This is a genomic window from Janibacter anophelis NBRC 107843, assembly GCF_001570945.1.
GTDB classification, from domain to species: Bacteria; Actinomycetota; Actinomycetes; order Actinomycetales; family Dermatophilaceae; genus Janibacter; species Janibacter anophelis.
Map to the genome: position 1 here is coordinate 1 of NZ_BCSQ01000057.1, position 21,448 is coordinate 21,448.

24 protein-coding genes are annotated in these 21,448 nt (G+C 71.5%); 9 read left to right on the top strand and 15 right to left on the bottom strand.

Features of this window, described 5'->3' with window-relative positions:
* A partial coding sequence (locus JAN01S_RS13455; RefSeq protein ID WP_068319119.1) for a sugar porter family MFS transporter occupies nt 1-1,059 on the top strand: 1,059 nt, incomplete at its 5' end.
* 77 nt (nt 1,060-1,136) lie between these two features.
* On the opposite strand, the gene lpdA is transcribed toward JAN01S_RS13455, so the two are convergent.
* On the bottom strand, nt 1,137-2,534 hold the full coding sequence (lpdA, locus tag JAN01S_RS13460) for a dihydrolipoyl dehydrogenase (RefSeq protein WP_068319121.1): 1,398 nt from the start codon (nt 2,532-2,534) through the stop codon (nt 1,137-1,139).
* Between the two features lie 48 nt (nt 2,535-2,582).
* Nucleotides 2,583-3,770, bottom strand: coding sequence for an MFS transporter (locus tag JAN01S_RS13465; protein WP_169797236.1), 1,188 nt, complete (start codon nt 3,768-3,770; stop codon nt 2,583-2,585).
* Nucleotides 3,771-3,886: 116 nt separating this feature from the next.
* Between JAN01S_RS13465 and JAN01S_RS13470 the strand changes: the two genes are divergently transcribed.
* Nucleotides 3,887-4,837, top strand: a complete 951-nt coding sequence (locus JAN01S_RS13470) for an ArsR/SmtB family transcription factor (RefSeq protein WP_084360262.1) — start codon at nt 3,887-3,889, stop codon at nt 4,835-4,837.
* A 4-nt stretch (nt 4,838-4,841) separates the two neighbouring features.
* Here the strand turns inward: JAN01S_RS13470 and JAN01S_RS13475 are convergent, their stop codons facing one another.
* The 9 genes from JAN01S_RS13475 to JAN01S_RS13515 form a co-directional block, all read right to left on the bottom strand.
* The gene (locus JAN01S_RS13475; protein WP_084360263.1) at nt 4,842-6,836 is read right to left on the bottom strand and encodes a penicillin-binding transpeptidase domain-containing protein; all 1,995 of its coding nucleotides are present in this window, start codon (nt 6,834-6,836) and stop codon (nt 4,842-4,844) included.
* Nucleotides 6,833-7,321 (bottom strand): hypothetical protein, encoded by a 489-nt coding sequence (locus JAN01S_RS13480; protein ID WP_068319127.1) that lies wholly within the window; start codon nt 7,319-7,321, stop codon nt 6,833-6,835. The genes JAN01S_RS13475 and JAN01S_RS13480 overlap by 4 nt, the downstream gene beginning before the upstream one ends.
* Nucleotides 7,318-8,094, bottom strand: a complete 777-nt coding sequence (mreC, locus tag JAN01S_RS13485) for a rod shape-determining protein MreC (protein WP_068319129.1) — start codon at nt 8,092-8,094, stop codon at nt 7,318-7,320. Before mreC ends, JAN01S_RS13480 begins: the two co-directional genes overlap by 4 nt.
* Complete coding sequence (locus tag JAN01S_RS13490) at nt 8,094-9,107, bottom strand: rod shape-determining protein (RefSeq protein WP_068319150.1); 1,014 nt, start codon at nt 9,105-9,107, stop codon at nt 8,094-8,096. Before JAN01S_RS13490 ends, mreC begins: the two co-directional genes overlap by 1 nt.
* Before the next feature lie 13 nt (nt 9,108-9,120).
* On the bottom strand, nt 9,121-9,552 hold the full coding sequence (ndk, locus tag JAN01S_RS13495) for a nucleoside-diphosphate kinase (protein ID WP_068319131.1): 432 nt from the start codon (nt 9,550-9,552) through the stop codon (nt 9,121-9,123).
* A gap of 13 nt (nt 9,553-9,565) precedes the next feature.
* Nucleotides 9,566-10,393, bottom strand: a complete 828-nt coding sequence (locus tag JAN01S_RS13500; protein ID WP_068319132.1) for an undecaprenyl-diphosphate phosphatase — start codon at nt 10,391-10,393, stop codon at nt 9,566-9,568.
* Between the two features lie 2 nt (nt 10,394-10,395).
* Entirely contained in the window at nt 10,396-10,788 is a 393-nt protein-coding gene (locus JAN01S_RS13505) for a DUF4233 domain-containing protein (protein WP_157075753.1), read from the bottom strand.
* A gap of 63 nt (nt 10,789-10,851) precedes the next feature.
* Nucleotides 10,852-12,291 (bottom strand): bifunctional folylpolyglutamate synthase/dihydrofolate synthase, encoded by a 1,440-nt coding sequence (locus JAN01S_RS13510; protein ID WP_068319134.1) that lies wholly within the window; start codon nt 12,289-12,291, stop codon nt 10,852-10,854.
* A gap of 19 nt (nt 12,292-12,310) precedes the next feature.
* Nucleotides 12,311-13,909 (bottom strand): bifunctional NAD(P)/FAD-dependent oxidoreductase/class I SAM-dependent methyltransferase, encoded by a 1,599-nt coding sequence (locus JAN01S_RS13515; RefSeq protein ID WP_068319136.1) that lies wholly within the window; start codon nt 13,907-13,909, stop codon nt 12,311-12,313.
* A gap of 76 nt (nt 13,910-13,985) precedes the next feature.
* On the opposite strand from JAN01S_RS13515, the gene JAN01S_RS13520 reads away from it, so the two are divergent.
* Genes JAN01S_RS13520 through JAN01S_RS13540 form a run of 5 tightly spaced genes read left to right on the top strand, consistent with a single transcriptional unit; the run spans nt 13,986 to nt 18,473 of the window.
* Nucleotides 13,986-14,546: a helix-turn-helix domain-containing protein gene (locus tag JAN01S_RS13520; RefSeq protein ID WP_084360264.1), complete on the top strand. Its 561-nt coding sequence runs from the start codon at nt 13,986-13,988 to the stop codon at nt 14,544-14,546.
* Nucleotides 14,547-14,582: 36 nt separating this feature from the next.
* Nucleotides 14,583-15,626 (top strand): iron-siderophore ABC transporter substrate-binding protein, encoded by a 1,044-nt coding sequence (locus JAN01S_RS13525; RefSeq protein ID WP_068319139.1) that lies wholly within the window; start codon nt 14,583-14,585, stop codon nt 15,624-15,626.
* A gap of 11 nt (nt 15,627-15,637) precedes the next feature.
* On the top strand, nt 15,638-16,660 hold the full coding sequence (locus JAN01S_RS13530; protein WP_218000046.1) for a FecCD family ABC transporter permease: 1,023 nt from the start codon (nt 15,638-15,640) through the stop codon (nt 16,658-16,660).
* Nucleotides 16,657-17,670, top strand: a complete 1,014-nt coding sequence (locus JAN01S_RS13535; RefSeq protein ID WP_068319144.1) for a FecCD family ABC transporter permease — start codon at nt 16,657-16,659, stop codon at nt 17,668-17,670. Before JAN01S_RS13530 ends, JAN01S_RS13535 begins: the two co-directional genes overlap by 4 nt.
* Nucleotides 17,667-18,473, top strand: coding sequence for an ABC transporter ATP-binding protein (locus JAN01S_RS13540; RefSeq protein WP_068319145.1), 807 nt, complete (start codon nt 17,667-17,669; stop codon nt 18,471-18,473). Before JAN01S_RS13535 ends, JAN01S_RS13540 begins: the two co-directional genes overlap by 4 nt.
* 38 nt (nt 18,474-18,511) lie before the next feature.
* On the opposite strand, the gene JAN01S_RS13545 is transcribed toward JAN01S_RS13540, so the two are convergent.
* On the bottom strand, nt 18,512-18,856 hold the full coding sequence (locus tag JAN01S_RS13545) for a cupin domain-containing protein (RefSeq protein ID WP_068319146.1): 345 nt from the start codon (nt 18,854-18,856) through the stop codon (nt 18,512-18,514).
* Nucleotides 18,857-18,911: 55 nt separating this feature from the next.
* Here JAN01S_RS13545 and JAN01S_RS13550 point away from each other — a divergent pair, with 55 nt between their 5' ends.
* Both JAN01S_RS13550 and JAN01S_RS13555 read left to right on the top strand, forming a co-directional pair.
* Nucleotides 18,912-19,247 (top strand): ArsR/SmtB family transcription factor, encoded by a 336-nt coding sequence (locus tag JAN01S_RS13550; RefSeq protein WP_068319147.1) that lies wholly within the window; start codon nt 18,912-18,914, stop codon nt 19,245-19,247.
* Nucleotides 19,244-19,750, top strand: a complete 507-nt coding sequence (locus JAN01S_RS13555) for an SRPBCC domain-containing protein (protein ID WP_068319148.1) — start codon at nt 19,244-19,246, stop codon at nt 19,748-19,750. Before JAN01S_RS13550 ends, JAN01S_RS13555 begins: the two co-directional genes overlap by 4 nt.
* A 96-nt stretch (nt 19,751-19,846) precedes the next feature.
* Here the strand turns inward: JAN01S_RS13555 and JAN01S_RS13560 are convergent, their stop codons facing one another.
* From JAN01S_RS13560 to JAN01S_RS17210, 3 genes are all read right to left on the bottom strand, one after another.
* Nucleotides 19,847-20,551: an LrgB family protein gene (locus tag JAN01S_RS13560; protein ID WP_084360266.1), complete on the bottom strand. Its 705-nt coding sequence runs from the start codon at nt 20,549-20,551 to the stop codon at nt 19,847-19,849.
* The gene (locus JAN01S_RS13565; protein ID WP_068319149.1) at nt 20,544-20,909 is read right to left on the bottom strand and encodes a CidA/LrgA family protein; all 366 of its coding nucleotides are present in this window, start codon (nt 20,907-20,909) and stop codon (nt 20,544-20,546) included. The genes JAN01S_RS13560 and JAN01S_RS13565 overlap by 8 nt, the downstream gene beginning before the upstream one ends.
* A 7-nt stretch (nt 20,910-20,916) precedes the next feature.
* Nucleotides 20,917-21,448: DUF5915 domain-containing protein (locus JAN01S_RS17210; RefSeq protein WP_244884848.1), on the bottom strand; the 532-nt coding region annotated here is incomplete at its 5' end.

Genomic DNA, 21,448 nt, shown 5'->3' on the forward strand with positions numbered 1-21,448 from the left:
GTCGGGGGCGTCGGCGTCGGCGCCGCCTCGGTCATCGCCCCCGCCTACATCGCCGAGATCTCCCCCGCCGCGATCCGGGGTCGGATGGGGTCGCTGCAGCAGCTGGCCATCGTCACGGGCATCTTCGTCGCGCTGCTCTCCGACTTCGCCATCGCCGCGGCGGCCGGCGGCTCCAACGAGCCGATGGCCTTCGGGCTCGACGCGTGGCGCTGGATGTTCCTCGCCGAGGCCCTGCCGGCGGTGGCCTACGGCGTCCTGGCCGTGACGATCCCGGAGTCGCCGCGCTTCCTCATCAGGGTCGGGGACGAGCAGCGCGCCCGGGACGTCCTGGGCCAGGTCCTCGTCGACGGCATCGACACCCGGATCAGCGAGATCAAGCGGACCATCGTCCGCGAGGCCCGCTCCTCGTTCGCCGACCTGAGGAAGCCCGGTGGCGGGCTGCTGCCGATCGTCTGGATCGGCATCGCCCTATCGGTCTTCCAGCAGTTCGTCGGGATCAACGTCATCTTCTACTACTCGTCGACGCTGTGGCAGTCCGTCGGCTTCACCGAGGACGACGCGCTCAAGCAGACCGTCATCACGTCGGTCACCAACATCGTCGTCACCCTCGTCGCCATCGCGCTCATCGACAAGATCGGCCGCCGCCTGCTGCTGCTCATCGGCTCGACCGGGATGACGGCCAGCCTGGGGGTCATGGCGTGGATCTTCAGCCAGGCCCGGCTCGTGGACGGGCAGCCCGACCTGACCGACGACGCCGCGCTCATCGCGCTCGTCGCCGCCAACGCGTTCGTCGTCTTCTTCGGGGTCTCGTGGGGGCCGGTCGTCTGGGTGCTGCTCGGCGAGATGTTCAACAACACCATCCGTGGCCTCGCGCTCGGGATCGCCGCGGCCGCCCAGTGGCTGGCCAACTTCGTCATCTCGACGACCTTCCCCTCGATGGCCGACGTGGGGTTGTGGTTCGCCTACGGCTTCTACACCGTCTTCGCGCTGCTCTCCCTCCTCTTCGTCCTGCGCTTCGTGCCGGAGACGAAGGGGGTCGAGCTGGAGGACATGGCCTGAGCCGCCTCCCCGGGCACCGCCTCCCCGGGCACGACGAGGGCCCCCGGGATCCGTCCCGGGGGCCCTCGTCGCGTGGGTCAGAGGTTGATCATGTGCCCCGCGATGCCCTCGACGGCCTCCTTGACCGCCTCGGACAGGGTCGGGTGGGCGAAGACGTTGCGCGCGACCTCGTCGGCGGTGAGGTCCCACTTCTGCGCGAGGGTGAGGACCGGCAGCAGCTCGGTGACGTCGGGCCCGATCATGTGGGCGCCGATGATCTCGTTGTGCTCCGCGTCGGCGACGACCTTGACGAAGCCGACCGCGTCGCCCAGGCCCATGGCCTTGCCGTTGGCGGTGAAGGGGAAGGTCGCCGTCTTGACGTCGTAGCCCTTCTCCTTCGCCTGCTCCTCGGAGTAGCCGAAGGAGCCGATCTGCGGGTGGCAGTAGGTCGCGCGCGGGACGAAGTCGTACTCGACCGGCATCGTCTCGGCGCCGTTCATGTGCTCGGCGGCGACGACGCCCTGGGCCTCGGCGACGTGGGCGAGCATGAGCTTGGCGGTGCAGTCACCGATGGCGTAGACGTTCTCGACGTTGGTGCGGCAGTACTCGTCGATGGCGATGGCGCCGCGGTCGGTCAGCTCGACGCCGATCGACTCCAGGCCGTAGCCCTCGGTGCGCGGGGCGAAGCCGATGGCGGAGAGCAGCTTGTCGGCCTCGAGGACCTGGGCGTCGCCCCCCTTCGCCGGGGTGACGGTGACCTTGACGCCCGAGCCGGTGTCCTCGACGGACTCGACCTTGGTGCCGAGCATGACCTTGACGCCCAGCTTCTTGTAGTGCTTGGCCAGCTCCTTGGACACATCGGCGTCCTCGGTCGGGACCATCCGGTCGAGGAACTCGACGATCGTCACGTCGACCCCGAAGTTCTTCATGACGTAGGCGAACTCGACGCCGATGGCGCCGGAGCCGGCGATGATGATCGAGCCGGGCAGGTTCTCGTCGAGGATCTGCTCCTCGTAGGTGACGACGTTGTCGCTCACCTCGACCCCGGGCAGCATGCGGGTGGTCGCGCCGGCGGCGATGATCAGCTTGTCGAAGGAGACGGTCTTGGTCTCGCCGTCGTTGAGCGCCACGTCGATGGTGTTGGCGCCGGTGATCGTGCCCCAGCCGTCGATCTCGGTGATCTTGTTCTTCTTCATGAGGAAGTGGACGCCCTTGACGATGCCGGCACTCACCTGGCGGGAGCGGGCGTGCGTCGGGCCGAAGGACATCGTGGCGTCGCCCTCGATGCCGAACTTCTTCTTGTCATGGGTCAGCGTGTGGGCGAGCTCGGCGTTCTTGATGAGCGCCTTGCTGGGGATGCAGCCCACGTTGAGGCAGACGCCTCCCCAGTACTTCTTCTCGATCACCGCAACCTTGTTGCCGAGCTGCGCCGCGCGGATCGCCGCGACGTAGCCACCAGGTCCAGCACCGAGCACAACGAGATCGAAGTCAGCCATGGGGTGCAGCCTAGCCATGACGCAGTGGCGTGGGACACGCAGGCCGCGTCATGTCGAACGAGGAACCAGGTGGCGGCGTCCGGCTGTGGCGAGCCAGACCGCCCCAGAGAGGCCGACGACGACCGTGGCCCACACCGCGATGTCCAACGAGACGGTGCCCGTGGCGGCAACGACGAGCGGGCCCAGCACCGCACCCGCGCTCGCCAGCGCCTGCCACCGCCCGAGGAACCGTGGCCTGCCGACCCGCGGCGCCAGCTGGAGGCCGATGGTCTTGACGATGCCGGAGCCGATGCCGCCGCCGAGTCCGATGAGGCAGAGACCCACCCAGAAGAGGCCGGGAAGGGCGAGCAGCGCAAAGCCGGCAGAGAGCACGACCAAGCACGCGACCACGACCGGGAGACTGCCGTACCGGTCGAGTACCCAGCCCGCTGGGTAGAAGAGGACCATCTCGAGCGCCAGCGACAACCCCATGGCCACGGACACGGTCGCCGCCGTCAGCCCGACAGCGCTCGAAGCCCACAGCGGGAGGAGCACCTCCTGCTGGGCGCGCACGATGGCCAGGGCAAGGATTCCGAGTCCGACGACCCAGAAGGCCGAGCGGGTGGACGCGAGTACGTCAGCCCGGACATCTCCGGACACCCCACTCGTCGGAGGTGCCGACTCTCCCATGTGCGCCGGCTCGTCTGCGGCAAGGAGGGCCACGAGACCGATGGTCACGGCGACCGCGAAGACGACGAAGCCGCCGATCGGCCCGATGGCAACGATCAACACGGCAGCGATGAAGGGTCCGACGAGACGCCCGGCGCGCTGGCTCGCGCCGTAGGTGTTGACGGCACGCCCGCGCACCTGCGCCGGCACCCAGACCGCCATGAGTTCCTGGCGAGCGACTGCCCACACGCCATCGCAGAAGTTGAAGGCGGCGAGGGTGAGGGCGTACGCGATCCCGGCACCCGGGAGGCCGGCGGCAAGGACGCCCGCCAGGAGGATTACCGGCAGCACGCCGGCGACCGTCGCGACGACGAGGGCGCGTCGCTCTCCCAGTCGCTCGACCACAGGGCCTCCCCACCACGTGCCAGCGATGAGGGCCACACCCGAGCCGGCGATCACGAGCGCCACGGTCGCTGCGGCGAGGCCAACCTCAAGACCGACGAGCACCTGAGCCGGGATGGCCGCACCGACCCCGACGGAGTACAACGCACTCGGGAGGTAGAGGGGGCGCACCAGCCCTCTCAACACGCCAGCCACGTCGATCACGTCGGCGTGTGGGGTGGACACGGATCGGGGTGGACTCTGCACCGGCACAGCATCCGGCGGCGCGCTCACGACCGACCACAGATGTAGCATTGCGCTAAATGGTGAGGTTCCGACTTCCTGACGCGGCGGTGGCCGATGTCCGCTTCGGGATCTCACCGCTCATCGAGACGACCCTCTCCCTTCGCGTCCTCGCCCAGCCCTCGCGCTTCCCCCTGCAGCTCGCGTGGGAGGCCTCGGCCCGGGCGAAGTTGGGTTCGGTCGACACGGTCACGCTCCGGCAACTGCTCAACGAGCACGGCCACACCCCTGATGCCCTCACCCCTCCACCGAGGGGCACGTCCGACAGCGCAGCCGCGGAGTTCGCGCGGCTACGAGAGGTCGACCCGGAGCTGCTGGCCGAGGACATCGTCGATGTGACGGGTGGACTCGGTGACCTCGGTCGTGGCCGGCCCCTCGTCGACCGGGTCATCACCGCCCTCGAGGGCTACTGGAAAGTCTGCGTGGCACCCGATTGGCCCCGGATGCGCACCACCATGGAGGCCGACATCATCCACCGTGGTCATGTCGCGGCGCGCCGTGGGATGCCCTCCGTCCTCGCCGACCTGAGCCCGACCGTGTCGCTCGACGGCGACGTACTCATCGTGCGCAGCCGGCACGGGTACGACCACGAGGTGCTCGTCGGCGACCGACCCCTGTGGCTCGTCCCGACGATGTTCAGCACCCGCGCGGCGTATCCGGGCCGCGAGGACCACCCCCCGATGGTGATGTACCCCGCTCGAGGCCAGGGCGAGATGTGCTCCGGGGCCCCGCACGTGGAGTCGACCGCGGTCACCGCGCTGCTCGGGACCCCGAGAGCGCGTCTCCTGCGACTGCTTGACGAGCCGACCTCCGGCACGGACCTCGCCGGTCGACTCGGCGTGACGACCTCAGCCGTCAACCAGCACCTGCAGGTGATGCGCCGCGCTGGGCTGCTGTCCGCGCACCGCTCCGGGCGACGTGTCCTCTACGCCCGGACTGAACTCGGAGACGCACTCAGCTCGGACCCCTGACAGATCACCGCGGGCGAAGTGCCTCGTGGATGTCGCGTGCGATCGGCGCCGCGGTCCCACCGCCGGTGCCGCCCTGTGAGACGACGACGGCGACGACGTAGCGCGGCTGCGTCGTGGGTGCGTAGGACACGAACCACGCGGTGTCCTCCTTGCCGAAGACCTCGGCCGTCCCGGTCTTGCCGGCCACCGGCCAGTCACGAAGGGGGAACCCGGCGAAGGCCCCGTGGGCGGTCCCGGACGACGACCTGACCACGTCAGCCAGGGCCTGGCGCATCAGCCGACCGGTCTCCCCCGGCAGGTCGACCTCACGTGCCGATGGCACGTCGAGGTCAGTCCGGGTGCCGTCGGGCGCGATCGTCGCGCGGCCCAGGTGGGGGCTCGGCTCGGTCCCGTCGAGCGCGATCGTCCCGTAGACCTGCGCCATCTGGAGCAGGGTCGCGGTGACATCGCCCTGCCCGATGGACAGGTTGACCTCGTCGCCGGGGCGGAACTGATGGCCGCTGTCGCAGTTCTCCTTCGCGAGTGCGGTGAGGTAGTCGCGCTCGGTCTTGTCCTTGACCTCGGGGTGGCCGCGCTCGGCCTGCGCACACGACTCGTCCTTCGTCGCCTCCCACCAGTCGCGCTTCCACGCGCGGCCGGGGATCCGGCCGGCGGACTCTGCAGGTAGGTCGATGCCGGTCGCCTCGCCGAGCCCGAAGCCACGGGCGGTGTCGATGAGCGGGTCACCGGCGTCGTCCTTCGCGGACAGGCCGCCGTGGTCCTGCCACACCTCATCGGCGACCCGGTAGAAGACGGTGTCGCAGGAGACGACGAGCGCCTCGTGCCACGAGATCATCCCGTAAGCCCGCGACTCGAAGTTGTTGAAGACCTGGTTGCCGATCCGGTAGTTCGACGAGCAGTTGACCTCCTCGTCAGGGTTGGTCCCGGCGCGGACGGCCCCCGGCAGCGTGACGACCTTGAAGGTCGACGCGGGTGGTTGCGCCACTCCCGCGACACGGTCGATGAGCGGGCTGCGATCCCCCGTCGTCAGGCGGTCGTACTGGCGCTGGGTCACCCCCTTCGACCACACGGAGGGGTCGTAGGTCGGGTGGCTCGCGGAGGCAACAACACCCCCATCGCGCAGATCGAGGACCATCGCCGCCGCCGTGTCGGCCGCGTGGCCACGGGCGCGGGCATCGCGCACGCCGTCGGCGAGCGCGGCCTCGGTCGCGCGCTGGACGGGCAGGTCGAGGGTGGTCACGAGGTCCGAGCCGGGCACCGGTTCGCGTCGCGCGGTCTCCGCGACGGCGACCCCGCGGGCGTCGACGCGGACCTCGCTGTATCCCCCGCTCCCCCGCAGCAGCTCGTCGTACTGCCGCTCGAGCCCGGAGGCCCCGACGAGGTCGGCGTCGGTGATCGCCCCGTCGGAGGCCTTGATCGTCTCGGCGTCGGGACGGGTGAGGTACCCGGTGGTCTGCGGGGCCCCGCCCCCCTTCGCCCGGGGGTAGGCACGCACCGGCTGGCTCGTCACGGCGACGCCCGGGTAGAGCTCGGGTCGCTCGGTGAGCCGGGCCGCGTCGGCCGGGTCGACGTCGACGGCCACCGGCACGGGGACGAGGGCCGAGCCGGCCCAGCAGTGCGGCGGGTCGGCTGCGCCGGGCGCCCCGCAAAGGGTCGTGCGACCCCACAGGCGGTCGAAGGGGAGGTCCAGCGCCTCCGCAAGGCGGCGCACCGTCGCCCGGCCACCGTCGGAGGCGTCGGCGAGGGAGCGGCGGTCGATCGTCACGTCGGTGCGCACCGCGTTGTCGACGATGGGCCGCCCGTCGCGGTCGAGGATGCGACCGCGCAGGGCGGGCAGGGGAACCCGAGACGTCCCCGGGGCCGCGACCCGGGCGTCGCCCGCAGGGTGGTCGGTCAGCTGCAGCTGGCCCAGGCGTCCGACGAGCACGCCGGCGAGCAGCGTGAGCACCGCGAGCGAGGCGAGCATGCGCACCTGCAGTTGGGGGCCGCGGCGACTCATGCCCAGCGCCTCGTGACGAGGGCGGCTTCAAGTCGCTCGATGAGCCCGACGAGGACGAGGCCGAGGGTGGCGGTGGCGAGCACCTGCCACGCGAGGGAGCCCCACGCGACGGGCCGGGCGCTCGTGAGGTCGACGAGCACGGGGGCGATCCGGCTGATGACGACGGCGACGGCCACGACGGGGACGGGCCACCACCACGGGTGTCCCGAGCGGCGGTGGGCCAGACCGGCCAGCCACCCGGCCGCGGCGTAGCCGAGAGCAGTCAGGCCGAGCGGACTGGCGACCGGTGGGGCGAGATCGATGAGCCACCCGCCGAGCAGGCCGACGATCGCGCCCGAGGTCGACCCTGCCGACAGCGCGACGCCGACGACGACGATGATGACGAGATCAGGCGGCGCGAGGACGCCCCGGGCACCGAGCGCCAGCAGGCCGACGAGCGCCACCGCGAGGAGCAGCAGGCGCAGCGGCCACCGCAGGCCGGTCACGACGCCCGCTTCGCCGTGCGGCCGGGACCGGTGACGACAGCGACCACGTCAACGGTGGCCAGGTCGACGGCAGGGCGCACGATCGCGGTGTCGGTGAGGCGCCCGGGCGCTCGCTCGACGCGAGTCACCTTGCCGACGCTGATGCCGGGCGGGTACGGGCGGGAGCCGGGGCTGCCGAGGGTGGTGACGGTGTCCCCCTTCGTCACGCGGTCACGGGTCAGCTGGGTGATGACGAGTTCGTCCGCAGCGTGGGAGGTGGTGGGGTCGGACCCGCTCAAGGTGCCGATGACTCCCTTCGGCCCGGAGCGGACGCCGACACCGGCTCCGGGTGAGCCGATGACGCTGACGTCGCTGCTCCACTCGCTGACCGACACGACCCGGCCGACCAGGCCCTCTGGGGCGATGACCGCACTGTCGGTGCGCACACCGTCTCGGCGCCCGATGTCGAGGGTGACCCGCTCGGGTCCGGACGCGCCAGCCCGGTCGAGTGCAACGACGCGGCCGGTGACGGTGGGTAGGTCGCCGGTGTCGAGGTCGTCGATCTGCTCGCCCGTCTGCTCACGGTCACGCAGCCGACGCACCTCCTCGGCGAGAGCGAGGTTGTCCTCCTTGAGCAGGTCCGTCGTGTCACCGCCGGGGGCGACGAGACGCACGACCGGCCCGAGGACCGCGTCGCCAACCCCGCGGACCGGTCCGAGAGGCGCTCCGGCCAGGTCGGCGAGCAGGACGAGCACGGTGAGGACCAGCAGTGCCGGCAGGACGCGGCGTCGCATCAGAAGCGGTGCCCGTCGACGAGCACGGGCTGCAGCGCGGCGAAGTCGTCGACGCAGCGACCGGCACCCCGCACCACGGCACGAAGGGGAGCATCGGCCACGGTGACGGGCACACCGAGCTCGTGACGCAGGCGGGCGTCGAGGCCGCGCAGCAGCGCACCACCACCGGTGAGGGTGATGCCGCGCTCGAGGACGTCGCCGGCGAGCTCGGGCGGGCAACGGTCGAGGACGTCGCGGACGAGTGCCACGATCTCCTCGACGGGCCGAGCGATCGCCCGGCGGATCTCGGCGGAGCCGACGTCGACGGTCTTGGGCAGGCCGGTGACGAGGTCGCGGCCGCGCACGCGGGTGGTCACCTCGCGGGCCAAGGGGAAGGCGGAGCCCACCTCGATCTTGATGTGCTCGGCGCTGCGCTCGCCGAGCAGGAGCGAGAGGTTGCGGCGGACGTGCTCGACGATCGCGTCGTCGACGGCGTCGCCGGCGACGCGGGTGCTGCGCGAGGCGACGATGCCGCCGAGGGCGATGACGGCGACGTCGGTCGAGCCGCCGCCGATGTCGACGACCATCGAGGCCTCGGTGTCGGTGACGGGCAGGCCGGCGCCGATCGCGGCGACCATCGGCTCCTCGACGAGGTAGACCCTGCGGGCGCCGACGCGCAGCGCGGCCTCCTCGACGGCCCGGCGCTCGACCCCGGTGATGTCGCTCGGGATGCACACGACCATGCGCGGGCGAAAGACGCTCGAGACGCCGACCCGGTCGGTGAACCAGCGCAGCATCTCCTCCGCGGCGTCGGGCTCGCTGATGACACCGGCACGCAGCGGACGCACCGCCCGCAGCGCACCCGGGGTGCGGCCGAGCATCTCCTTGGCCCGGGCTCCGGCCGCGGCCAGCTCACCGGTCTCGACGTTCAGCGCGACGACGCTCGGCTCGTCGAGGACGACCCCGCGGCCCTGCTGGTGGATCAGCGTGTTGGCCGTGCCGAGGTCGATGGCCAGGTCACGCGAGAAGCGCACCCCCGTCAGCACGTCACAGGCTCGGGAACCAGATGCCGATCTCGCGGGCGGCGGACTCCGGGGAGTCGGAGCCGTGGACGATGTTCTCGTCGACGGTGCCGGCCCACTTGCGCCCGAGGTCGCCGCGGATCGTCCCGGGGGCGGCCTCGGTCGGCTTGGTCGCACCGGCGAGGGATCGGAACCCCTTGATGCACTCCTGGCCCTCGATGACGACGGCGGCCACCTGGCCGGAGGACATGAACTCCAGCAGCGGCTCGTAGAAGGGCTTGCCCTCGTGCTCGGCGTAGTGGGCCGCGAGCTGCTCACGGGTCGGGGTCACCACGGCGAGCGCGGCAAGGGTGTACCCCTTCGCCTCGATGCGGCGGATCACCTCACCCGTGAGGCCGCGACGGAAGCCGTCGGGCTTGACGAGGATCAGGGAGCGTTCGGTCTGCGTATCAGTCACGGGGTCAGCGTAGTCACGGCTGGATCGTGCCCGTACCCAGCAGGGCGAAGAGGCCGAGTGCCAGCAGGATCCGGTAGATCATGAAGGGGGTGAACGTGTGCGTCGTGATGTAGCGCATGAACCACGCGATGACCGCATAGCCGACGAAGAAGGCGATGACCGTCGCGATGAGGATCGGCCCCCAGCCCGTCTCGCCGGTGCCCTCGCCGCCGGCGATCTTGACGACCTGCAGGCCACCGGAGGCGATGACGGCGGGGATGGCGAGGAGGAAGCTGTAGCGCGCAGCGGCCTCACGGGTGTAGCCCATGAAGAGACCACCGGCGATCGTGCCGCCACTGCGGGAGACGCCGGGGATGAGCGCGAGCGCCTGCCAGAGGCCGTAGAAGAGGCCGTGCTTCCACGTCAGCTCGGTCAGCTCGCGGCGCTGGGTGCCGACTCGCTCGGCCGCCATGATGACGAAGGCGAAGACGAGCAGCATCGTCGCGGTGATCCACAGGCTACGCAGCGTCGACTCGATCTGGTCCTGGAAGAGCAGGCCGAGCAGCCCGATGGGGATGGTGCCGATGATGACGAGCCACCCCATGCGCACGTCGGGGTCGTCCTTGGACACCTTGCCGGCGAGCGAGAGGAACCACTTGCGGATGATCGTCGTGATGTCGCGCCAGAAGTAGATGACGACGGCGGCCTCGGTGCCGAGCTGGGTGATCGCGGTGAAGGCCGCGCCCGGGTCCTCCTGACCGAGGAACTGCCCGACGATCGAGACGTGGGCGCTGGAGGAGATGGGGAGGAACTCGGTCAGGCCCTGGACGAGCCCGAGGATGATCGCGGTGATGAGGTCCAAGGTCAGCTCTCCTGCTGGGTCATGGCGCGGGCGGCCTGCTCACGGTCGACCCGGCGGCCGATGCGCTGGCAGTAGAAGTACAGGAGCGCGAAGACCACGCCCACGACGAACATCATCGTCACGAAGAATCCGGACAGGATGGAAAGAACCTGTACGCCCCATCCGAGCGCCGGGCCGAAGGGCCGGCGCATCAGGCCCGCGGAGACCAGCGCGAGGACCGCGAGGGCGCACAGGAGGGCGAAGGGGGTCAGCCCCGCCACGACGGGCGCCTGGTCCGGGTCGAGACCGCGGCTGGTCAGCGCGCCGAAGAAGATGACGAGCGCCTGCCCCCCGACGACGGTGGCGAGCATCCGCCACATGAACTTGCCCTGCGGGCGCGGCTGGTCAGGAGTCACGGTCGACAAGGGTATGCGCCACGCTGATCGAGGTGCGAGGCCGCCCGCGGCCGAGCCTCGAGATCACTCCTCGTCCAGCTCGACGGGCACCTCGGCCGGGCGCGCCACGGGCGCCTCGACATCGGTGACGCCGAGCAGCAGGCGCACCTCACCGACGGTGACGATCGAGCCGGTGGCGACGACACCGCCGGCGATCCCCCCTTCGTCCGCCAGGTTGGCCGCGTGGTCGAGCGCGTCGGGGAGGGCCTCGATGACGGTGACGCGGTGGTCACCGAAGACCTCGGCGGCGATCTCCCCCAGTCGGTCCGGGCGCATCGCCCGGGGCGAGGTCGAGCGGGTGACGACGACCTCGTCGAGGGCCGGCTCGAGGGCCTCGAGGATCCCGACGACGTCCTTGTCCTTGAAGATCGAGACGACGCCGACGAGGTGGGTGAACGTGAAGGAGTCCTTGAGAGCCTCCGCGAGCACCGCGGCACCGTGCGGGTTGTGCGCGGCGTCGACGATGACCGTCGGGCTGCGGCGCACGATCTCGAGGCGACCGGGCGAGGTGGCCGCGGCCAGGCCGGCGGACAGGACCTCCTCGGCGAGCGGCTGCTCGCCGCCCCCGAGGAAGGCCTCGACGGCCGCGACGGCGAGCGCCGCATTGCTCGCCTGGTGCGCGCCGTGCAGGTTGAGCAGCAGGTCGGGGTGGTCACCGGCGAGCCCGCGCAGCGAGACCATCTGGCCGCCGACGGCGACGTCCCGCTCGAGGACACCGAAGTCGAGCCCCTCGAGCTTGAGCTGCGCACCGACCTCCTCGGCCCGGGCGCGCAGGATCTCGACGACCTCCGGCTCCTGCGGGGCGCTGACGGCGATGGCGTCGGGGTGGATGATCCCGGACTTCTCCGTCGCGATGTCCTCGATCGCGTCCCCGAGGAAGTGCTGGTGGTCGATGCCCACGGGCGTGATGACGGCGACATCGGCCTCGACGACGTTGGTCGCGTCCCACGAGCCGCCCATGCCGACCTCGACGATCGCGACGTCGACGGGAGCATCGGCGAAGGCCGTGTACGCCAGCGCGACGAGCACCTCGAAGTAGGTCATCCGCGGCCCGCCCTCGGAGACCGAGCGCGTGTCGACCGCGTCGACGAAGGGGGCGATGTCGGCCCACGCGTCGAGGAAGGCCTGCCGGGTGATCAGCTCGCCGCCGATGGTGATCCGCTCGCGGATGTCCTGCAGGTGCGGCGAGGTGAAGCGCCCGGTCTTCAGCCCCGCCTCGCGCAGGATCGACTCGATGATCCGCGCCGTCGAGGTCTTGCCGTTGGTCCCCGTGACGTGGATGACGGGGAAGGTGCGCTGCGGCTCGCCGAGCAGGTCCATGACCGCGCGGATGCGGTCCAGGCTCGGCTCGAGGTCGTGCTCGGGCGCCCGCTCGAGGATGCCCTCCTCGACCAGGCGCATGCGCTTGCGCAGCTCGAGCTCTTCGGTGGCCTGCCGCTGGGGTGCGTCGGGGGCGGGACTCATGCGGGAGATTGTCCCATCGTCAGGCGCCGCGGCGTGCACGCAGGACGACGTCGTGCACGTGGTGCGTGGAGACGGCACCGGCGGGGCGCTCCCTTCGCTCGTCGACCTCGACGACCCAGCCGGGCCGCTGCGCGATGGCCGCGATGATCGCCTCGGTGTCGACGAAGGCCTTGTGGTCGAAGGGCCGCGTCTGCTCCGGGTCGATCCGCTCGGCGGCGGCGTCCATGTCCTGGGTGTCGTGGTTGATGACGAGCAGCTGCCCGCCGGGGGCGACGGCGTCGAGCACGTGGGCGACGCCCCGGCCGTCGGGCGTGCGCGGGATGGACGCGTAGGCCGCGGTCACGAGGTCGTACCGGTTGCCTCCGAAGGGGGCCGCGGCGTTGGCGTCGGCCTGCAGCAGCGCGATGTCGAGGCCGCGGTCGCGGGCGGCGGCGCCGACCCGCTCCAGGGCGAGGGCGGAGATGTCGCTCGCCGTCACCCGCCAGCCCTGCTCGGCGAGCCAGACGGCGTCGCCACCTTCGCCCGCGCCGACGTCGAGGGCGGTCCCGGGCGCCACGCCCGAGATCTCCCCGACGAGCGAGCCGTTGGGGTTGCCGCTCCACTGCTGGTCGCCGGAGTAGCGCCCGTCCCAGTCCGCCGCGTGGGCGCTGGGTCGCGCCGCGGCCGCGAGGTCCTCCGCGGCCAGGTCGAAGCTGACCATGCTCCCCACCCGGCTGCCCGCGGCAGCGGTCGGCAGGACCTGGAGCATCGGCTCGGCGAGCGTCCCGGCGGCGTAGACGCCGGCGACGGCGGTGGCCCCGGTCATCGGGTCGGCCTCGACGTGGGTGGCGACGCCGCTCGGGTGCTCGCTCGCCGTCAGCCCCATGCCGGCGAAGGGGGCGACCCGGGCGTGCAGTCGCGTCCCGATGAGGATGGTGTCGGCGTCGACGACCGTGCCGTCCTGCAGCCGGATGCCGGTCAGGCTTCCGGTCCCGTCGCTGAGGACCCGCTCGGCGGGGGCCACGACGACCCGCACCCCGGCGGCGCGCAGCGCTTCCAGCTGGGGCTCGTCGCCGGTGACGCCGGCGTGGACGAGCACGGTCAGGTCGTCGGTGAGCTGGCGCAGCAGCGACAGCGGGTGCAGGCCCATCGGCGAGGTGACGAGGGCGACGATGCGGCTGTCGCGTGCCTCGTAGCCGTGGCAGAAGGGGCAGTGGATCACCGCGCCGCCCCAGTGCTCGGCCAGGCCCGGCACATCGGGCAGCTCGTCGGTCAGGCCGGTCGCGGCGACCACCCGACGCGCGTGCACGACGTGCCCGCCGCTCAGCTCGACCCGGAATCCGGCGTCCTCGCGCGTCACCGCGGTCGCGCGACCGGTGAGCACCTCGGCCCCGTAGGAGCGCACCTCCTCCCGGGCGATCCGCAGGAAGTCGGCGGGCGGACGTCCCTCGTGCCCGAGGTAGCTGTGCATGTGGTCGGCGGGGGCATTGCGCGGCTCGCCGGAGTCGATGACGACGACCGACCGGCGCTGGCGCGAGAGCTGGAGTGCCGCCGCGAGACCGGCGGCGGAGCCACCGACGACGGCGACGTCGACGTGGCGCTCGATGGTGGGGGTGCCGGCGTGGTCGTGGCTGCTCATGACCTCCACGGTAGACAGCCTTGGCGGATAGTGCATAATATCTTGCAGTATCCGCAAGACCGCCGAGGAGGACCCCGTGAGCGAGATCGAGCAGACCGTCCGCACCCGACTGCGTGGCCTGCGCACCGCGCAGGGCCTCTCCCTCGACGACCTGGCGGCCCGCTCCCACCTCAGCCCGTCGACGATCAGCCGGATCGAGACCGGCAAGCGGGCGATCAGCCTCGACGTCCTGCTGCCCCTGGCGCGCGCCCTGCGCACGGACGTCGAGACGCTGCTCGCCGAGGACGAGGACGAGGACGTCGTCATCCGCCCGACCGCGACCCTCGAGGAGGGCCGCACGACGTGGATGCTCACCAAGGCGACGGGTACGACGACGGCGATGAAGGTGCGGGTCGAGCCGGACGCCCGGCCCCCGGAGCAGCGCGTCCACCCCGGGCACGACTGGTTCTTCGTCCTCGAGGGGCGCGTCCAACTCCTCCTCGGCGAGCGCACCATCATCGTCGAGACGGGCGAGGCGGCCGAGTTCGAGACGATGACGCCGCACTCCTTCACCGCGCTCGGCGGTCCGGCCGAGGTGATCATGATCTTCGACCGGGACGGGCACCGGGTGCACCGCACGGACGGCATGGTAGGTTAGCCTCGCCTAACTGACCATCGACCCAGAGGTTCCCTCATGCTCCTGCCCCGCCTGCGCACCTCCGGTGTCGCACTCCTGCTCACCGCGCCCCTGGCCCTGAGCGCGTGCGGTTCCGACTCCGCCTCCGACAGCGACGCCACGTCCGGCGGCTCCGCCGGTGGCGACTCCGCCGCCTTCCCCGTGAGCATCGAGTCCAGCCTCGGCACCGCCGAGATCCCCGAGGCCCCCGAAAAGGTCGTCACCCTCGGCCAGGGCTCGACCGAGACCTCGATCGCCCTGGGCAATGTGCCGGTCGGCATGGAGGAGTACGCGTGGGCGGCCGACGAGAGCGGCTACACCCCGTGGGTCCACGAGGCCGTCAAGGAGGAGGGGGCGAAGCTGCCGCAGTTCGTCGGCGCCGGCGAGGAGCTCGACCTCGAAAAGATCGTCGAGCTCGAGCCCGACGTCATCCTCGCCCCATGGTCCGGCATCACCCAGGAGCAGTACGACTCGCTGAGCGAGATCGCCCCGACGGTCGCCTACCCCGACAAGGCGTGGAGCATCGACTGGGACCAGCAGATCGAGATCATCGGCAAGGCACTCGGGAAGGAGGACGAGGCCACCAACCTCATCACCGACCTCGACAAGCAGCTCGCCGACGAGGCGAAGAAGCACCCCGAGTGGGCCGAGCACACCTTCAGCTACGTCTACACCACGCCCGACACCCTCGGCGTCTTCCTGCCGACCGAGCAGCGCGCCGCGATCGTCGGCAAGCTCGGGCTGAAGCCCGACCCGGTCATCAAGACGCTCAAGGAGACCGAGGGCACCGACTCCGCGGTCATCGGGTACGAAAACGCTGACAAGCTCAAGGACAGCGACCTGATCTTCACCTTCTACAGCGACCCCAAGGCGAAGAAGCAGGCCCTGGCCAACGAGCTCTACGCCTCGATCCCGGCGATCAAGTCCGGCGCCGTCGTCGCCGCCGACGACCCCTCCTTCGTCACCGCGTCGTCGATGATCAACCCGCTCACCGTGCCCTACACGCTCGAGCGCTACCCCGACATGATCGACAAGGCCATCGCCAAGGCGGAGAAGAAGTAACCTCCCCGCTGGTGACCTCACGGACGACCACGCGACGCACCCCACGGACCCTCGCGGTCCTCGTGGGGTGCGTCGTCGTGCTCGCCCTCGTGTGCGTGGCCTCGCTCGCGCTGGGGTCCAAGCCCACCTCGCTCGCCCAGGTCGCCGACGCGCTCACCACGCGGTCCGACCCCTACCTCGGCACCGTCGTCGACGCCCGCGTCGAGCGCACCCTGCTCGCCCTCGGGGTCGGCGCCGCCCTCGCCCTGGCCGGAGCGCTCATGCAGGGCGTGACGAGCAACCCGCTCGCCGACCCCGGCCTGCTCGGCATCAACGCCGGCGCCGCGGCGGCGATGGTCACCGCCAGCGCCTTCTTCGGCATCTCCGCCGGGTCGGGCCTGTCGGTGTGGGTCGCGCTGCTCGGCGGCGGGATCGCCGCGGTCACCGTCCACACCATCGGCACCGCCGGCGACACCGGCGCGAGCCTCGTGCGCCTCGTGCTCGCCGGCGCCGTCGTCGCGGCCGTCCTCACCGCCTACGTGCAGGCGGTCGCGCTGGCGCTGCCGCGGCACTTCGACAACTACCGGTTCTGGGTCGTCGGCTCCCTCGGCGACGGTGGGCTCGACCAGCTGCGGGCGGTCGCCCCCTTCGTCCTCGTGGGGCTCGTCGTGGCGCTGCTCTGCGCGAGTGGGCTCAACGCGGTCGCGCTCGGCTCCGAGGCGGCCACCGGCCTGGGCGTCAACACGGTGCTGGTTCGGGCGTCCGCGCTCGCCGCGGCGACCGTGCTGTGCGCGTCGGCGACCGCCGCGGTCGGTCCGATCGCCTTCGTCGGGCTGGCGGTGCCGCACGTCGTGCGTGCCCTCGTCGGCCTCGACATGCGCGCCCAGCTGCTCGGCTGCCTGCTCGTCGGCCCGATCGTCCTGCTCGGCGCCGACGTCATCGGCCGGGTCGTCCTGCGGCCGCAGGAGCTCATGGTCGGCGTGGTCACCGCCTTCGTCGGTGCGCCCGTGCTGCTGCTCGCGGTGCGCCGCCTCGGTCGCAGGGGCTCGGCATGAGCGCGCTGCGTCCGGCCCGGCGAAGGGCGTCGCTCCTGGGCGTCGTCCTGCTCACCCTCGTCGTCGCGACGGCCCTGGCGACACTGTCGATGGGCAACCTCGGCGTGGCGCCGGCAGACTTGCCCCGGGGCTTCGCCGAAGTGATCTCGCGCGAGGCCAAGGGCAAGGCCAACTTCGTCCTCGGGCACCTGCGCGGTCCGCGCCTCGTCGTCGCGCTCGGCGCGGGAGCGGCGCTCGGGGCGAGTGGTGCCCTCTTCCAGGCCGTGACGCGCAACCCGCTCGGCAGCCCGGACGTCATCGGCGTCAGCGCGGGCGCCGGGGCGGGCGCCGCCTTCGTCGGGCTGCTCCTGCCGGGTGCGACCTCGGTCGTCCTCGGCTCGGTCGCCGGCGCGGCCCTGGCCGTCGGGCTCGTCGCGGTGAGCACCGGCACCGGGCTGGCCAACCCGATGCGGATGATCCTCGCCGGCATCGGCGTCTCCGCGATGGCGTACGCCTTCACCCAGTACGTCGTCTACGTCGTCGCCCGCGACAAGGCGTCGGTCCTCGCGGCCTATCTCAACGGCAGCCTCAACGCGCGCGGCTGGGACCACGCCGCGACGATCTGGATCATCCTCGCGATCGTGGTCATCCCCCTGGCGCTGCTGTCGATCCCGCTCGGTCTGACCGAGATGGGCGACGAGGTGGCCGCCTCCCTCGGCGTGCATTCGGGCTCGGTGCGGCGCTGGTCGGTGCTGCTGTCGGTGCTGCTCGCCGGCGGCGCCGTGGCGGTCGCCGGACCGATCGCCTTCGTCGCGCTCACCGCACCGCACGTCACCCGACGGCTGGCCCGCAGTGCCCGACCCCTGCTCGGGCTGTCCGCCGTCACCGGCGCGCTCCTGCTCGCGCTGGCCGACCTCGCGACCCAGCAGGTCCCGCTCTTCGACGGGTTGCCCGTCGGCATCCTCACCCTGGCGATCGGCGGCGTCTACCTCGGCGTCCTGCTCGTCGGCGAATGGAAGAAGGCGACATGACTCCCCCTTCGCTCATCACGGCCGAGCAGATCACCGTCGGATACGGCGGTGACCCGGTCATCCCCGCGCTCGACCTGACCCTCGAGCGCGGTGACTTCATGGTCGTCGTCGGACCCAACGGCTGCGGCAAGTCGACGCTGCTCAAGACGCTGTGCCGGGTCAACCGGCCCTCGGCCGGGCGGGTGATGCTCGACGACGGCGACGTGCACCGCATGCGTGGACGTGCTGTCGCGCAACGGATCTCGCTGCTGCCGCAGAGCGCTGTGGCCCCAGAGGGCATCACCGTCGGCGAGCTCGTCGCCCGCGGCCGGCACCCGCACCACTCCCTGCTGCGGCAGTGGTCGCCGGACGACGACGTCGCCATCACCTCCGCGCTCGAGCGCACGCACCTGAGCGACCTCGCCGACACCCCGGTCGCGACCCTCTCGGGCGGTCAGCGGCAGCGGGCATGGGTGGCGATGGTGCTCGCGCAGGACACCGAGGTCGTCCTGCTCGACGAGCCGACGACCTTCCTCGACATCGCGCACCAGTACGAGCTGCTCGAGCTCTTCGCCGAGCTCAACCGCGAGGGCCGCACGATCGTCGCGGTCCTGCACGACCTCAACCAGGCCGCGCGCTTCGCCTCCCGCCTCGTCGTGATGAGCGAAGGGAGGATCCGCGGCGACGGCGACCCGGCGACGGTCCTCACCGCGGACCTGGTCCACGAGGTCTTCGGCCTGGCCGCCGACGTCGTTGACGACCCGCAGTCGGGCACGCCGATGGTCGTGCCGCACGTGCGCACCCGAGCCGCCGGGTGGAGGTGAACGCGCCGACGAATCAGCAGCGCGCATACCTCCACGCCTCAGGCAGAAGGCGGCTCGGCCTGCGGGTCGAGCATCACGAGCTGGAAGACCGCGTCGGTCACGCCCCGCACCTCGTGCGGGACACGGGCGTCGAGGTTGGCGACCGCGCCCCGGGTGAGGGTCACCGACTGCTCCCCCGTGACGAACTCGACCTCCCCCTCGAGGCACTGCACGAGGATCGGGAAGGCCGCGGTGTGCTCGGCGAGCACCTGCCCGGCCGCGAAGCGGAACATCACCACCCGGGCGCCGTGGCCCACGAGCGCCTTCTTGACACCCGGGCGACCCCCTTCGCCCACCGGAGCCAGCTCGAGCAGTCCGTCCACCGAGTGCAAGGTCGTGTCCATGCCCCCCGACCATAGTCGTTGACACGTGACCAAATGGTCACCTATTGTCGATGGCGTGAGCGATGACGACCTCGTGTTCAAGGCGCTGGCGGACCCGGTCCGCCGGGCGCTGCTGGACGCGCTCCACGAGCAGGACGGGCGCACCCAGTCCGAGCTCGAGGAGGTCGTGCGCGAGCACTGGGAGATGACGAGGTTCGGGGTGGCCAAGCACCTGCGGCTGCTCGAGGAAGCGGACCTCGTCGTCACCCACAAGCAGGGGCGGAGCAAGCTGCACTTCCTCAACGCCGTCCCGATCCGGGCGATCCACGACCGCTGGATCGACAAGTACACGGCGGCGCGGGCCTCCGCGCTGCTCGACCTCAAACGAGCACTGGAAGAGGACAGGCCATGAGCGACATCCAGATCCACCGCATCTTCATCAACGCCACGCCCGAGCGGGTGTGGGAGGCGATCACGACGCCGGAGTTCAGCCGGCTCTACGGGTACACCGGCGACGTCTCCTACGACCTCACCCCCGGCGGCCACTACGAGCACCGGGCGAGCGAGGAGATGACGTCGATGAACATGCCCGACGTCGTCGTCACCGGTGAGGTCCTCGAGGCCGACCCCCCGCACCGGCTCGTGCAGACCTGGGGCCCGGTGTGGATCCAGGACGAGGAGCCGGGCACCGTCACGTGGGAGATCGAGGCGACCGCTGACGGCGCCACCCGCCTGACCCTGACCCACGACCTGACCGGCCGCCCCGAGACCGCACGCCAGGTCGCCGGCAACCCCGACCCGATGGGCGCCGGTGGCGGCGGCTGGCCGTGGGTGCTCTCCGGCATCAAGTCGGTCCTCGAGACGGGCCGGCCGATGGAGTCCGGCGTGTGGGAGCGGCAGGCCGACGCCGTCTGAGCCCGAACGCGCATCCGCCCGGGGAAATGCAAAGTCTTGATGTCGAGAGATTGCATTTCCCCGGGGAAATGCGCGGTCCCGGGGGACATGCGCGGGTCAGAGCAGGGCGACGACGACCGGGACGAGGATGCTCGTCAGCAGCGCGGTCAGGCCCATCGCCAGGCCGGCGAAGGCGCCTTCGACGAGGCTGTCGTGCAACGAGCGCGAGGTGCCGACCCCGTGCGAGGAGGCGCCCATCGCGAGTCCGCGAATCCTCCTGTCCTGCACGCCCATCCGGTCGAGCAGCCAGGGCCCGAAGACGGCGCCGAGCATGCCCGCGAGCATCGTGAAGGCGGCGACGAGGGCGGGCACTCCCCCGATGCCCTCGGCCACGGCGATGGCCACGGGGGTCGTCGCGGACTTGGGCGCGATGGTGTGCTCGAGCGCCTCGCTCCCCCCGAGTGCCCGCACGGTGAGGATCGCCGACCCGATGGACACCAGGGCCCCGGCGGGCAGGGCGATCGCCAGCGGCACGGCCATCTCGCGCAGGTGGTGGGCCTGCCGGTGCAGGGGCACCGCGAGCGCCACCGTGGCCGGGCCGAGGACGAGGTGGATGAGCGCTCCGCCGGACATGTAGGTGTCGTAGTCGATGCCGAGCACGAGCAGCAGGACGATGACCAGGCCGGCCGCGACGAGCACCGGCTGCGAGAGCGGGTGGCCGCCGGATCGTTCACGAGCCCACACCCCGGCCCGGTAGGCGAGCAGGGTGACGAAGATCCACGTCAGCGGCGAGTCGCGCAGCCAGTCGAGCGCCTCAGTCATGGCCACCCGCCCGGACACCTCGGCGGCGTTGCAGCCATGCCCCGAGCGCGGCCACGGTGACGAGCCCAGCGGCCCAGGACAGCACCAGCCCGCCGGTCACCGGCAGCCACTGCTCACCGAGCTCACCGACGTGGACCATGATCCCGACGGTCACGGGCACGAAGAACAGCTGCAGGTGCCGCAGCAACCCGTCGGAGAAGCGCAACGTCCCCGACTCCGGTCCCGGCCGGCGCCGGGAGAGCACCCCGAAGAGGAGCACCATCCCGACGACCGGGCCGGGGATCGAGAGGCCGAGCCCGCGGACGAGGACCTCGCCGACGAGCTGGCAGCCGAGCACCCAGAGGATGCCGTTGATCATCGCCGCGTCACAGGCGCGTGACCTTGACCCGCACCCTCTCGCTGCCGGAGAGCTCGGTCTCGACGACACCGTCGCCGAGCGGCAGCGCCTCGAGGTTCGGCGCCGAGCCGAACTGCCCGGCGAGCGTCTCGTCGACGATGAGCCCCTGGTGGGCCACGGTCGCCTCCCACACCTGCTGGGAGCCGGTGATCGTCAGGCTGATCCGGTCGGAGACCTCGAGGCCGGACTGCTTGCGGGTCTCCTGCACAGCACGGATGACGTCGCGCGCCAGCCCCTCGGCGGCCAGCTCGTCGGTGACTTCGGTGTCGAGCACGATGAAGCCGCCCACCGACCCCGGGAGCATCGCGGTGGCGCGGTTGCTCCCTTCGTCATCGGCCGCGACGGTCTCGAGCGTGTACTCGCCCTCGACCAGCTCGATCCCGCCGGAGGTGACGGTGCCGTCGTCGGCGACCGACCAGTCGCCGGACTTGGAGCCCTTGATCGCGACCTGCACCTGCTTGCCCAGGCGCGGGCCGGCGGCGCGGGCGTTGACCGCGAGC

Excerpts from the sequence above, each read along its gene's own strand:
- lpdA (WP_068319121.1), bottom strand. The coding sequence starts at position 2,534 with ATGGCTGACTTCGATCTCGTTGTGCTCGGTGCTGGACCTGGTGGCTAC.
- JAN01S_RS13555 (WP_068319148.1), top strand. The coding sequence starts at position 19,244 with ATGAGCGACATCCAGATCCACCGCATCTTCATCAACGCCACGCCCGAG.
- JAN01S_RS13515 (WP_068319136.1), bottom strand. The coding sequence starts at position 13,909 with ATGAGCAGCCACGACCACGCCGGCACCCCCACCATCGAGCGCCACGTC.
- JAN01S_RS13475 (WP_084360263.1), bottom strand. The coding sequence starts at position 6,836 with ATGAGTCGCCGCGGCCCCCAACTGCAGGTGCGCATGCTCGCCTCGCTC.
- JAN01S_RS13470 (WP_084360262.1), top strand. The coding sequence starts at position 3,887 with ATGGTGAGGTTCCGACTTCCTGACGCGGCGGTGGCCGATGTCCGCTTC.
- JAN01S_RS13510 (WP_068319134.1), bottom strand. The coding sequence starts at position 12,291 with ATGAGTCCCGCCCCCGACGCACCCCAGCGGCAGGCCACCGAAGAGCTC.
- JAN01S_RS13545 (WP_068319146.1), bottom strand. The coding sequence starts at position 18,856 with ATGGACACGACCTTGCACTCGGTGGACGGACTGCTCGAGCTGGCTCCG.
- JAN01S_RS13525 (WP_068319139.1), top strand. The coding sequence starts at position 14,583 with ATGCTCCTGCCCCGCCTGCGCACCTCCGGTGTCGCACTCCTGCTCACC.
- JAN01S_RS13535 (WP_068319144.1), top strand. The coding sequence starts at position 16,657 with ATGAGCGCGCTGCGTCCGGCCCGGCGAAGGGCGTCGCTCCTGGGCGTC.
- mreC (WP_068319129.1), bottom strand. The coding sequence starts at position 8,094 with ATGCGACGCCGCGTCCTGCCGGCACTGCTGGTCCTCACCGTGCTCGTC.
- JAN01S_RS13560 (WP_084360266.1), bottom strand. The coding sequence starts at position 20,551 with ATGACTGAGGCGCTCGACTGGCTGCGCGACTCGCCGCTGACGTGGATC.
- JAN01S_RS13565 (WP_068319149.1), bottom strand. The coding sequence starts at position 20,909 with ATGATCAACGGCATCCTCTGGGTGCTCGGCTGCCAGCTCGTCGGCGAG.
- JAN01S_RS13540 (WP_068319145.1), top strand. The coding sequence starts at position 17,667 with ATGACTCCCCCTTCGCTCATCACGGCCGAGCAGATCACCGTCGGATAC.